We start from the raw sequence: 13,116 nt of genomic DNA on the forward strand, positions 1-13,116 counted from the left end.
TCTGAACCTGGATCCGTAATTGGGTATGGATAAGTCCCATCTGGACCTGGTTTTAATGGTTGACTTGGATCATGGGGATCCATTGGAATCATGCCAGGAATATTAGGTAATTGAGGCTGTTGTGCTTTAGTAGGATCGTCTGGTTGCGTTTCGTATGGAACATCGTGGGATCCATTGTCAATCGGATTGCCATTGGAATCAACTGGAACTAATTTTCCCAGTTGAGCAACTTGATAATCGATCTTACGGGTTTGTGGAACATAAATTGGTGATAGAAGAACATAACCGTAACCTCTAACATTCCAGGAATACCTCTGGGTAGCTGGATCATAGTTGTAACTAGCATCAATATGATAAGTCGTTTGGCCATCGGTACCAGCAATTGCGTTTCCATTAGGATCGAGTAATTGAACACTCATACCACCATGGTCATCGGTTTCCGTATAAACTTCTGTATATCCACCCTTAAAATGTTTTTGCCACTGGGTACCCACAACCCCGAAATTTGAAATGGTTCCTGAAGCATTTGATGGCTTTGTGGAAATATAATAAGTGGTTGGAATTTCTGGTGGCATACCCGTAATATCATATGTCTGACCAGACATTCCGGTAAACTGATGGGTAGCCATCACTGCACCAGTATCTCTGTTAGTCCACGTGACGGTTTGTGTAACCAATTGAGGAGTGAATACTGATATTTGTGCAAGTGTAGAATTGACACCTTCCGTATTATCGTAAAACCAATCCTTCGTAAAGGTGTAATAACCATTGTTTAATGACATACCAGTACTATTGTCATTCCATCTTCGATAAACAAGACCATCAAGAGTGTTGGAATTAATGGTTTGCCCATTTTGATTAAGAACATAAGTCTTAATCAAGTTTCCATTAGCGTCAATTTCATTTACATAAACAATACCATCACCAGTACGATCAGTTGACCAAACAATCCACTTTAGTTTACTGCGGTTGTTAGAAGAAGAATTTATAGTAACAAAACCATACGTAAAGTGTTGTTCGTCTGGATCAACCCAAGGAACATTGTTAGCTTGATAGTTAGGATCATTAACAGTAATTTTAAATGGTTCAGCAGCAAGATCAGTAGTGGCATTCTTTAGCTGATTCTGGGGATCATTGGTAGCTAAAGCTGCCGCCGTTTGATTCATGGTTGCTGCTTGATCATCAGTCTTTTGGTTGGCAGCTACCGCAGCGTCTTGTTTGTTTGCTGTGTTATCACTTGTAGCTGCCTCCTGGTCAGACTTTTGATCTGCTGATTGATCTCTTAATGCATCGGCTACTTTATTAGTAGTGTCATCATTCTTAGTTGCGTCTTGTTTAGTGGCATCAGAGTCAGCTTTTTTATCAGTTGATTGATCCTGTGTGGCATCTTTCTTCTGGTTAGAAGCATCGTCGTTCTTGGTGGCGTCTTGGTCAGTCTGCTTGTCAGCTGATTGATCTTGTGCGGCATCTTTCTTTTGGTCAGATGCATCATTATTTTTAGTGCCACTTTGGTCAGTCTGATTATCTGATGTGGTGTCATTATTTTTGGCTATGTTTTGATCAGAAGACTTATTTTGTGATGAGTCGGTCTGCTTAGCTGAAACATCATCATTCTTGGTAACATTCTGATCAGTTGTATCGTTTTGTGATGAATTAGCTTGTGTATTTGCTGCCTCATCACTCTTGGTGACGTTCTGATCAGTTGCCGGATCATTGGTAGTCTGATTTTGCGGTACTGTTACTTGCTTATCAGACGAATCACTATTTTGTGAATTCATCTGAGCGTTGTTAGTAACGTCCGCTTTCACATTATGTTGATTAGACATAAGGATTCCGCCTGAAATCCCGGCTGAAAACATGGTGACTGTAATGGCGCTGAACAGCCATCGTTTACCAGCCTTATACATCTTATAATGTGTTTTGCTATCACGATTAAACATATAAATAAAAACCTGCCCTTCTAATTTCAAATTAATCTATACTTACCGGCCTACTTAGCCTTAAGTAATTATTGCACAATCTGAAATTAAATTGAACACAATCGTATTTTATACAATATGAGTAAAACAAAGGCATACATAGCAGTGTTTTCCACGATTAACCAATGCGTGGAGGTAATTGTTTCTCATTGTGTGTAAATAAAACGAAAAATCGTAATAGTTTTGTAACATTAGCTGCGTAAGTCCAATGATAGCAACGTAATTCTTACTTTTTCCTAATAATAATTTTAAATGTTAATTAATGATTGTACATAATGAAAATGACAGCCAAATTCAACGCCAAGTATAGCAACAAGATACTCCGCAAGCCCCGTTTACTCGCACTATGTGAGAATTACCGTGAAAATTAATTTGCTAATAAATCATTAGCAAAACATAAAATCATTTCTTGTGATGTTTGCCAACATTGGTTTTTACTGGGTTACATGGTCGCTTGTGAATAAAATTATAAAAGAAATCACATTATATTAATTATAATTAAATTCACATTCATTATTCTCTTAATGTGTAAAAAGCCTTAATTACCCGAAAGAGTTAGAACAATTCTCGCTAGTGAATAACTCTCTTCAAACGGTTTGATGATAAACGAATTTCTAAAAAAAAGGATTCATACCAATTTAAATCGGTATGAATCCTTAGAAGTATAAATTTATATAAAAATCTAAATATTATACGACGCTTTATTATTGCTAATCGCTTTTTTCCCATCTAATTATTCGTTATCAAGGTCACTGTCGATGTCATCTTTAACATCTTGGGCTTTGTTCATAAAGTTCCCCTTACTGCTTTGTAGGTCACCTTTGATCTTATCCATGGTGTCACCAGAGATTGCACCCTTAATTTGCTGTGCCTTACCTTGGGCAACGTCACTCAAGTTATCGATGCGGTCAGCAATATCGTCTAAATCATAACGATCTTCAAGTACTAAGTAACCTAACACGATGTTTGCACCCAAACTAAAACCTAAAAGTAAATTCTTCATAATGACCCTCCTAATATTGATTAATAATTCAATATAATAGTATCATGCCTGTAAAATAATAACTAGTAAAGACTTCCCCCATTAAGATATTAATTAAGAATTAATCCAAAAAAGACACCTCATTAATTTAAGGTGTCTTAATTAATTTTATAGTTTGTGAGCAAATGCCAGCATAATCATGTTAATTCCTGCCACTAACAGGACAATTCCCACAATTATAGCTAAAACCTTAGCAGCTAGACTTGGGTCTAACAGTAAGAAAATTCCTAAAAATAGTGTAATAAGATCAAAAACAAGTGACGTCCAGAAGACCCCACCGTTAAACTTACGAATGTGATCAACTACAATCAACTGACAGATTGAGTAAACCAGAATCCAAACTGCAAATAGGATCCCGAGGGTAAAGGTCCCAGCATGAACGTTAAACAGGAACAATAGTGCTAACAAGATTTCAATCGCACCACCAATTAACATCGTAAAACTTCGATAGCCAATTTCTTGACTTAACTTTCGATAGACCCAAATTGATTTTACTCCGGCAACTAATGCAACGACGGCGAATATGATTGCCAAAACAGCAGCACTTGTAGTTGGGTGGAAGAACATCAAAACAGCGGCTAATAATAAGACAACGCCAAATAGACATTCAAACCAATCAAATCCCCATTTTTTATCTTCGTACATCATAAATATGACCTCCAATTGTTTGTTTCAACCATATTTTACCACATCTACTTTTGCTGATGCTGTTGAGCTTCAATGGTTCGCTTGGTGTCACGCTCTAGGACGGGTTTTAAATATTCACCAGTATAACTATTTTTCAGTTTGACAATCTGTTCGGGTGTTCCGGTTCCAACTACGTATCCACCAGCTGCTCCACCTTCTGGACCTAAGTCGATCACGTGGTCAGCCTCTTTAATAACGTTTAAATTGTGTTCAATGATCAGAACGGTATTTCCCTTATCAACAAGTTTAGAAAGGACCCCAATTAATCGCTTAATGTCGTCAGTATGAAGTCCCGTAGTGGGTTCGTCAAGAATATAAAAGTTATTTCCAGTTGAACGCTTATGGAGTTCAGAAGCTAACTTCATTCGTTGTGCTTCTCCACCTGACAAGGTATTAGCTGGTTGACCTAATTTCACGTAACCAAGTCCCACGTCAGAAATGGTCTGCAACTTTCGCGTAATCTTTGGGATGGCTTTGAAAAACTCTAACGACTCATTCACGGTCATGTCAAGAACTTCAGCGATATTTTTTCCCTTGTATTGAATCTCAAGCGTTTCAGAATTATACCGTTTCCCATGACAAACTTCACACGGAACGTAAACATCGGGTAGAAAGTTCATCTCAATCTTCAAGATTCCATCACCATGACAAGTCTCACAACGACCACCCTTGATGTTAAAACTAAACCGTCCCTTTTTATACCCGCGAAGTTTGGCCTCGTTAGTTTGGGCAAACAAGCCTCGAATATCATCAAAGACTCCAGTGTATGTAGCTGGATTACTTCGAGGGGTTCGGCCAATCGGACTTTGATCAATACTTACTAGTTTTTCAATGTTCTTCCATCCAGTGATTGATTTATACTTACCTGGTTTTTCCGAATTATGATTCAACTTCTGGGCCAAGGCTCGTTTTAAGATATCATTAACCAACGTAGACTTTCCGGAACCAGAAACTCCCGTCACCACGTCAAACTTACCAAGTGGAAATTTAACGGTAATGTCTTTGAGATTATTTTCTAAAGCACCCTTTAGGGTGACGTTCTTGCCGTTCCCTTTTCGTCGTTTTAAGGGAACGGGAATAAACTTTTTTCCAGAGAGATACTGACCAGTTAATGATTTCGGATTTTGAGCCACTTGTTCTGGAGTTCCGGTGGCAACAATCTTACCACCCTTCTCTCCTGCTCCTGGGCCAACATCAATTAAATAATCGGCTGAACGCATCGTATCTGAATCATGTTCAACAATGACCAATGTATTACCTAGATCACGCATCTTTTTCAGGGACTTAATTAACCGATCATTATCACGCTGATGAAGACCAATGGAGGGTTCATCAAGTACATACAAAATTCCTGAGAGATTTGAACCAATCTGAGTTGCAAGTCGAATTCTCTGTGCTTCACCACCAGAAAGCGTTCGGGCCGATCTGGAAAGGGTCAAATAATTCAATCCAACGTTTTCCAAAAATTCCAGTCGGTCACAGATTTCCTTAATAATTGGATGAGCAACAACCGTATCTTGTTCACCAAAAGTAAGGTGACTAAAGAATTGGCGTTCGTCAGCAATATTCATATCAGAAACCTCACCGATGTGTTTACCATCAATTTTAACGGCCAAAGCCTTTTCGTTTAATCGGTACCCATGACAAGTCTGACAAGTTAATTCTGTCATGTACTTTTCCATTTGTTCTCGAGTGAAATTACTGTTGGTTTCATGATAACGGCGTTTAACGTTGTTAAGGACTCCTTCAAAGGGAGCATCAACATCACGAACTCCACCAAAATCACTCTTGTAGTGAAAATGGAACGTTTTCCCCTTGGAACCATTCATCAATAGATCACGCTGTTTCTTTGGTAATTTACGGTATGGAGTATCCATATCAATATTAAAGGCTTTACAAGCCTGCTCTAACATTGCTGGATAGTATTTTGAGCTAATTGGATTCCATGGTTCAATTGCTCCCTCATTAAGCGTCTTATCTTGATCTGGGACCACTAAATCGTTATCGACTTCCAACTTAACTCCTAATCCATCACACTCAGGACATGCTCCATATGGGGCATTAAATGAAAAAAGACGTGGTTCCAGTTTCCCAACCGTAAAACCACAAATCGGACAAGAGTAATGTTCCGAAAACACCATCGGCTCTCGCTTACCAAGAAAGTCGGCAATGGCATATCCATCACTTAGACGTAAAGCTGTCTCAAGTGAATCTGACAATCGTGAATTAATCCCGTCTCTAACGACAATTCGGTCAACTACCACGTCAATGTTATGACGCTTATTTTTATCTAAATCAAAATCTTCGGTCGCATCATGGATTTCACCATCCACTCGGACTCTCACGAAACCTTCGCGCTTAATTTTTTCAAAAACTTTTTTATGTTGTCCCTTTTTATCACGGACAACTGGTGACATAATCTGCAATTTAGTTCGTTCAGGGAGGGCCATGATTTCGTCAATCATTTGATCGACGGATTGACTAGTAATGACCGTTCCATCATTTGGACAAATTGGCGTCCCAACTCTTGCCCACAATAAACGTAAATAATCATTAATCTCAGTGACAGTTCCAACGGTTGAACGAGGATTTTTTGAAGTTGTTTTCTGATCAATTGAAATGGCTGGACTAAGTCCCTCAATCGAATCAACGTCAGGTTTATCCATTTGACCCAAAAATTGTCTAGCATAAGAGGAAAGACTTTGGACATAACGGCGTTGACCTTCAGCGTAAAGGGTATCAAAAGCTAAAGAACTCTTACCTGAACCAGATAAACCGGTCATTACCACCATTTTATTCTTGGGGACATCAACATTTACGTCTTTTAGATTATGTTCACGGGCGCCTTTAATTTTAATGACGTCATTTGCCATCTAACCACCTCACTTTTTCTTTTTCTCACCCTTAAGCTGCATCACGGTATCCCTTAAGTTAGCAGCTTGCTCAAAATCAAGTTTTTTGGCTGCCGCTCTCATTTCGTCCTCTAAATTATCAATCATTTCCTTTTGATCCTTAGCACTCATTTGGTCAAAATCGGATTCAACAAAGCTTCCATTAGTATTATCATCGTTGTTTTTCTCGCCCTGTTTATACGCAGAAATGGCCTTAGGAATTGGTTTGATAATGGTCTTAGGGGTAATGTTGTGTTCCTGATTGTACTTCATCTGAATGGAACGACGACGGGCAGTTTCATCCATCGCGTACTTCATCGAATCGGTAACGTTGTCCGCGTACATAATAACATGTCCGTGTGAATTACGAGCTGCTCTTCCAATTGTTTGTACAAGGGAACGTTTGTCACGCAAAAAGCCTTCCTTATCAGCATCCAAGATTGCAATCAATGATGTTTCGGGAACGTCAATCCCTTCACGCAACAGGTTAATTCCAACTAAAACATCAAACTTACCCAAACGCAAATCACGTAAAATTTGGGTTCTTTCGAGGGTTTTAATATCACTGTGCAAGTATTTTACTTTAATTCCCAAATCTTTTAGATAATCGGTTAAATCTTCTGCCATCTTCTTGGTTAAGGTCGTAACGAAGGTACGCTCGTTATTTTGAACTCGTTTATTGATTTCACCAACCAAATCATCCATTTGATCTTTCGTGGGACGAACTTCAACGGTTGGATCAAGTAGTCCAGTTGGACGAATAATTTGTTGGACAACGTGATTAGTCTTGTCCTCTTCATATGGACCCGGAGTGGCTGACATATAAACTACTTGATTAACCCGTTTTTCAAACTCAGGTAACTTTAATGGTCGATTATCAAGCGCGCTGGGAAGTCTAAATCCATAATCAATTAATTGCTGCTTTCTAGCCTTATCACCGTTAAACATTCCACCGATTTGCGGAACCGTTCGATGTGATTCATCAATGAACATCAAATAATCTTTGGGGAAAAAGTCCAATAATGTGTATGGAGCTTCGCCAGGTTTTCTGCGGTCCATATAACGAGAATAATTCTCAATCCCAGTTGTATATCCCATTTCACGCATCATTTCAATGTCATAGGTGGTCCGTTGCTTCAATCTTTGAGCTTCAAGTAGTTTGCCCTTTTTCTCAAAGTTAGCAACCTGTTTTACCATTTCATCCTTGATTTCAGGTAAAGCCACATCCATCGTTTCCTTGTTAGTCAAGAAGTGAGTGGCAGGAAAAATTGTAATCTGTTTTCGTTCACCGATAACTTCACCAGTCAACGTGTCAACTTCAGTAATTCGGTCAATCTCGTCACCGAAAAATTCGATCCGATAGGCATGTTCATTTCTAGAAGCCGGAAAGACTTCTACTACATCACCATGTACACGAAAGCGACCACGTTGAAAATCAATGTCGTTTCGATCGAATTGAATGTTAACCAACTGACGCAAAAAGACATCGCGCTCTAGTTGTTGTCCAACGTGCAACGAAACCGTATGGTCCTGATATTCTTTTGGACTTCCTAAACCAAAGATTGAGGAAACTGAAGCCACAACGATAACATCGTTTCGTTCTAGTAGAGCACTCGTTGCTGCGTGGCGGAGTTGATCAATCTCGTCATTAATCGAAGCATCCTTTTCAATATAGGTATCACTGGAAGGAACATAGGCCTCAGGCTGATAAAAATCATAATAACTCACAAAATATTCGACCGCATTATTAGGAAACAACTGCTTGAGCTCACTATAAAGTTGCCCAGCTAAAGTTTTATTGTGCGATAAAACCAGCGTTGGCTTGTTAATGTTCTTAATGACATTTGCCATGGTGTAGGTTTTACCAGTTCCAGTAGCACCCAAAAGGACCTGATCACGATCTCCATTTCTAATTCCCTGGGTTAATTCTTTAATGGCTTCCGGCTGATCACCAGTTGGAGTAAATTTCGAAACTAGGTCAAAATTATTATTCGTTTTTTTAATCATATTGGCACCTCTTCTTAAACTCGGAAAAAAAGGAGAAAGCATTAACTTTCTCCCGTTACTTATAATAATTCTAGCATACGAACATACTTTCGCAAAGCAATTAGACCAAAGCTTCCATACAAAAAGAGCAGATCGACTCTGCTCTTTTTCGTTTAATCTTTAGTTTTAAGCTCTTCGACGTAATTGAAGACGCCCTGACCTGCAGTTCCGCCATCGCCGACCGCAGTCGTAATTTGACGTAAGTGTTTCTTTCGTACGTCACCAACCGCGAAGACACCGGGAATCTTAGTCTTCATTTCATCATCGGTGTCAATCCAACCTTGTTCATCAGTAATTCCAAGGTTCTTGAACGCATCAGTCATTGGTAAAATACCAACGTAAATAAAGACACCAGAAGCTTTAATGTTTGAAGTTTCACCGGTTTGGTTGTTTTTAATCGCAACCCCGGTTACTTTTTGACCGTCACCTTCAATATCAGTAACGTTACTGTTCCAGACAAAATCGATATTGTCCTTATCAAAGGCCCGCTTCTGCAGAATCTTCTGGGCCCGAAGTTGATCACGTCTGTGAATGACCGTAACGTGCTTTACGATATTGGATAGATAAGTAGCTTCCTCAATTGCAGAGTCACCACCACCAACGACAACAACGTCTTCGCCTTTAAAGAAGGCGCCATCACAAACCGCACAGTAAGAAACACCTTTTCCACTGTAGTCTTGCTCACCGGGAACTCCGAGTTTCTTGTACTCAGAACCAGCACCAATAATTACAGAAGGAGCCTCATAGTCACCGTCTTCAGTCTTAACAATCCGTTTATCGCCATCAATGTCAATGCCAGTAACGGTTCCGTAGCCATACTCAGCACCAAACTGAGTACTCCCATCGTACATTTTTTTAGATAGATCTGGTCCTAAGACTGATTTAAATCCAGGATAATTCTCAATTTCGGCAGTGTTGTTCATCTGTCCACCATAGATCCCACGATCAAGCATTAATACAGATAGTTCGGCTCGTGATGCATACAATGCCGCCGTCATTCCGGCTGGACCAGCACCGATTACAATTACATCATACTTTTTTGCCATTATATCGCCTCAATCATTATTTATTGTTTGTTACTTTCTTTAACTCGTCAAGAACTGGTTCGTAGTTTGGTTGATGAGTAATTTCTGGAACTGCTTGACAATACAAAATTTTGCCTTCAGCATTTACCAAGTAAACCACCCGAGCTAAGTGACCAAAAGCCGGGATGTATAAGTGCATGGCTTTTCCAAATGAACCATTAAAATCAGAAAGAATTTCCATGTTGTTGACACCGTGAGCGGCACACCAATTTTTTTGGTATTCAATTGGGTTATTTGAAATGGTAACAAATTTAATGCCCTTAAACTTTGATGCTTCCTGGTTAAAACGAGCAGTTTCTAAACTACATACCTTTGTCTTTAAGTTAGGAACCACACTAATCAACGTTGTCTGACCCTTTAAATCATCAGTCGTAACATCTTTCCCTTCAGCATTTTTTACGGTAAATTTTGGTAGATAATCGCCAACCTTTGGTTGATCATCACCCATTAACCATGATACTGGTAGTCCACCTAATTTAATTTTCATAACCAAAAACCTCCTTGACTAATATCAATTGTACAAAATTATATTATCATAAACTGAATTAAATGTTTAATCATTATACTTCAAAATAAAAAATGCCGGCAAAAGTCGGCATTTTAATCTAATTTTTCTTTTGTTCGTCTTCCTTAGTCAGCTTTTGACCAAGGTTCTTAATGTATTCACGTAATTCTTGCTCAATTTCAGGGTGTTTTAAACCAAAGGTAATGTTAGTCTCAAGCCAGCTAAGCTTATTGCCAGTATCGTACCGATCACCCTTAAACTCATGAGCAAACACTCTTTGAGTTTGATTTAAAGTATTGATGGCATCGGTTAGCTGAACTTCATTCCCCTTACCTGGCTTAGTGTGTTCCAAAACGTCAAAAATCTGTGGAGTTAACAAGTAACGTCCAATAATTGCTAGATCACTAGGAGCATCCTTGGGGTCTGGCTTTTCAACGAAGTTTCTCACATTATAAAGTCCCTTTGAAACCTCGCTAACTGGTTCAATTACTCCGTATTTAGAAGTCTCCTTATGAGGGACTTTCATAACGGCAAGGGTTGAAGCTCCCGTCTTTTCGTAACTATTCATCAATTGTTTGGTGAGCGGAGTCGTATCTTCCATCAAGTCGTCTCCAAGCATAACCACAAATGGATCATTTCCAATGAAACTTTTGGCCGTTAAAACAGCGTCGCCAAGTCCACGTGGATAAGATTGTCTAATAAAGTAAATGTTCATATCATTAGTCTTCTGAATTGACTTGAGCATCTTTTCTTTACCCTTTTTTTCAAGGTTTTCTTCAAGCATTACGTTTGAATCAAAATGATCTTCAATGGCACGCTTGCCCTTACCAATCACAATGACAATGTCTTTGATTCCAGAAGCCTTAGCTTCTTCAACAATGTATTGAATGGTTGGAATATCAACAATTGGTAACATTTCCTTTGGAAGTGCTTTCGTTTCAGGTAAAAATCTTGTTCCTAAGCCAGCGGCAGGAATAACAGCTTTAGTTACTTTTTTCATCTTCTTATATACCCCTTTTAGAATTAACCTTGTTCTGAACGTCCCTCTCTAGACATTAAATTAGAAATCGCGTCAGAAACGGTTTCTTCATTATTAATTACTGCATGAATTGCGGATGTAATGGGCATTTCTACCCCACGTTGTTTTGATAATTCAAATGCAGCTTGATTGGTGTCGATTCCCTCGATCACCATGCCCATGTCTTTAACAACGTCATCCAATTTCTTACCCTTGCCGAGCTGATAACCAGCCCGCCAATTGCGAGAATCAGAACTAGTTGCGGTGACAATCACGTCACCTACACCAGACAATCCGCTAAAAGTTAATGGGTCCGCACCAAATGATACACCTAAACGTGATATTTCCGCAATACCACGGGTCATGAGGGCTGCTTTTGCATTATCACCGTAGCCCAAACCTACCAAGGCTCCAGCTCCTAATGCAATAATATTTTTTAAAGCCCCACCAAGTTCAACCCCAATAATGTCGTTATTAGTATAAATTCTGAAATAATCATTCATAAACAATTTTTGAAAATGCTCAGCAGATGGCATATCATCACTGGCGACTGTAACTAAGGTAATATCACGTCTAGCAACATCTTCAGCTTGACTAGGTCCAGAAAGGGCTGAAATCGACTTACGATTTTGAGGATCAATTTCTTCTTGCAATACCTGAGACATTCGATCATAGGTACCCTTTTCAATGCCCTTACTTCCATGGATGATATATGGTTTCATTTCTAACTTGCCCAAAATTTTGTTAGCTTGATTTGCAACCGAACGAGTTGCCTGTGATGGAACAATGAATAAAACATCATCGGCTCCTTTAAGTGCCTCTTCCATGTCAGCATAAGCTTTCATCTCTTTTGGAAAGGTAAAGTTCTTGATGTAATGGGAATTAGTGTGCTGATTATTTAACTCATCCACCTGTTCCTTGCTTTTCGACCAAATTTTAACTTCATGCCCATTTTCAACTAAAATATCGGCGAGCATGCTGCCCCATGATCCTGCACCGAGTACTGCGATTTTTTCTGTCATTATTTAAATTATCTCCTACAAATCACTTAACTACCGTAGTACCAGACTAACTGGTCGTTTCGTCTACGATAAATTAAAACAAATAGTGCTACTACGAATAATAAAATGGAAAGCAACTGTGATACCCGGATTACCCCGAATAACATTAAACTATCGGTCCGCATGCCCTCGGTGAAAAAACGTCCAAACGAATACCACATCACGTAACTTAAAAAGACTTCCCCACGCTTAAAGAACTGCGGGGCATGTCTCATAATCATCAAGACAGCAAATCCTGCTAAATCCCAAAGTGACTCATATAAAAACGTTGGCTGGCGGTACGCCCCGCTAATAAACATTTGATTGATGATAACGTCAGGTAAATGTAAATGCTGTAAAAATTGAAGTGATGTTACCGCTCCAAATGCTTCCTGATTCATGAAATTACCCCAACGGCCAATTCCTTGAGCCATAATGACGGTTGGAGCGGCAATATCTAAAATCTGCCAGACTGACAAATGATGTTTAAAACAAAACCACCAAATAAATAATCCAGCCCCGATTAAAGCTCCATAAATGGCAATTCCACCATCCCAAATTTGAATAATCTCATCTAGATGATGGCGATAATATCTCCATTGAAAAACCACATAATAGATTCGAGCCGAAATAATCGCAATTGGAATCGCCCACAAAATCAAATCATATAAGACATCTTCATTTAAGTGTTGTCGCTTAGCTTCTTTCATTGAAAGGTAAACGGCAATCAAGACAGCGGCAGCGATAAAAATACCATACCAGTGGACCGCAATTGGTCCGAGATGAATCGCAACCGGATTTAATGCCAATATGCTAAACACAA

At 39.2% G+C, this 13,116-nt stretch carries 10 protein-coding genes; all 10 read right to left on the reverse strand.

The window, feature by feature from the left end:
- The coding region (locus AC6UDB_RS06320; protein ID WP_500709473.1) for a KxYKxGKxW signal peptide domain-containing protein at window positions 1-1,940 on the reverse strand (1,940 nt) is incomplete at its 3' end.
- A 772-nt stretch (window positions 1,941-2,712) separates the two neighbouring features.
- The gene (locus AC6UDB_RS06325; protein ID WP_500694432.1) at window positions 2,713-2,982 is read right to left on the reverse strand and encodes a CsbD family protein; all 270 of its coding nucleotides are present in this window, start codon (window positions 2,980-2,982) and stop codon (window positions 2,713-2,715) included.
- A 147-nt stretch (window positions 2,983-3,129) separates the two neighbouring features.
- Entirely contained in the window at window positions 3,130-3,669 is a 540-nt protein-coding gene (locus AC6UDB_RS06330; protein ID WP_500696117.1) for an HdeD family acid-resistance protein, read from the reverse strand.
- A 44-nt stretch (window positions 3,670-3,713) separates the two neighbouring features.
- The gene (gene uvrA, locus AC6UDB_RS06335; protein ID WP_500696118.1) at window positions 3,714-6,581 is read right to left on the reverse strand and encodes an excinuclease ABC subunit UvrA; all 2,868 of its coding nucleotides are present in this window, start codon (window positions 6,579-6,581) and stop codon (window positions 3,714-3,716) included.
- Between the two features lie 9 nt (window positions 6,582-6,590).
- The gene (uvrB, locus tag AC6UDB_RS06340) at window positions 6,591-8,606 is read right to left on the reverse strand and encodes an excinuclease ABC subunit UvrB (RefSeq protein WP_500709474.1); all 2,016 of its coding nucleotides are present in this window, start codon (window positions 8,604-8,606) and stop codon (window positions 6,591-6,593) included.
- Window positions 8,607-8,758: 152 nt separating this feature from the next.
- Window positions 8,759-9,691, reverse strand: coding sequence for a thioredoxin-disulfide reductase (gene trxB, locus AC6UDB_RS06345; protein WP_500694436.1), 933 nt, complete (start codon window positions 9,689-9,691; stop codon window positions 8,759-8,761).
- A 16-nt stretch (window positions 9,692-9,707) separates the two neighbouring features.
- The gene (locus AC6UDB_RS06350) at window positions 9,708-10,217 is read right to left on the reverse strand and encodes a thiol peroxidase (RefSeq protein ID WP_500694437.1); all 510 of its coding nucleotides are present in this window, start codon (window positions 10,215-10,217) and stop codon (window positions 9,708-9,710) included.
- Between the two features lie 118 nt (window positions 10,218-10,335).
- Complete coding sequence (galU, locus tag AC6UDB_RS06355; protein WP_500709475.1) at window positions 10,336-11,235, reverse strand: UTP--glucose-1-phosphate uridylyltransferase GalU; 900 nt, start codon at window positions 11,233-11,235, stop codon at window positions 10,336-10,338.
- 23 nt (window positions 11,236-11,258) lie between these two features.
- Window positions 11,259-12,275 (reverse strand): NAD(P)H-dependent glycerol-3-phosphate dehydrogenase, encoded by a 1,017-nt coding sequence (locus AC6UDB_RS06360; RefSeq protein ID WP_500706801.1) that lies wholly within the window; start codon window positions 12,273-12,275, stop codon window positions 11,259-11,261.
- A gap of 26 nt (window positions 12,276-12,301) precedes the next feature.
- Window positions 12,302-13,114, reverse strand: coding sequence for a prolipoprotein diacylglyceryl transferase (lgt, locus tag AC6UDB_RS06365; RefSeq protein WP_500709476.1), 813 nt, complete (start codon window positions 13,112-13,114; stop codon window positions 12,302-12,304).
- Window positions 13,115-13,116 lie beyond the last annotated feature (2 nt).

This window comes from Fructilactobacillus sp. X3R2C1 (assembly GCF_059901235.1).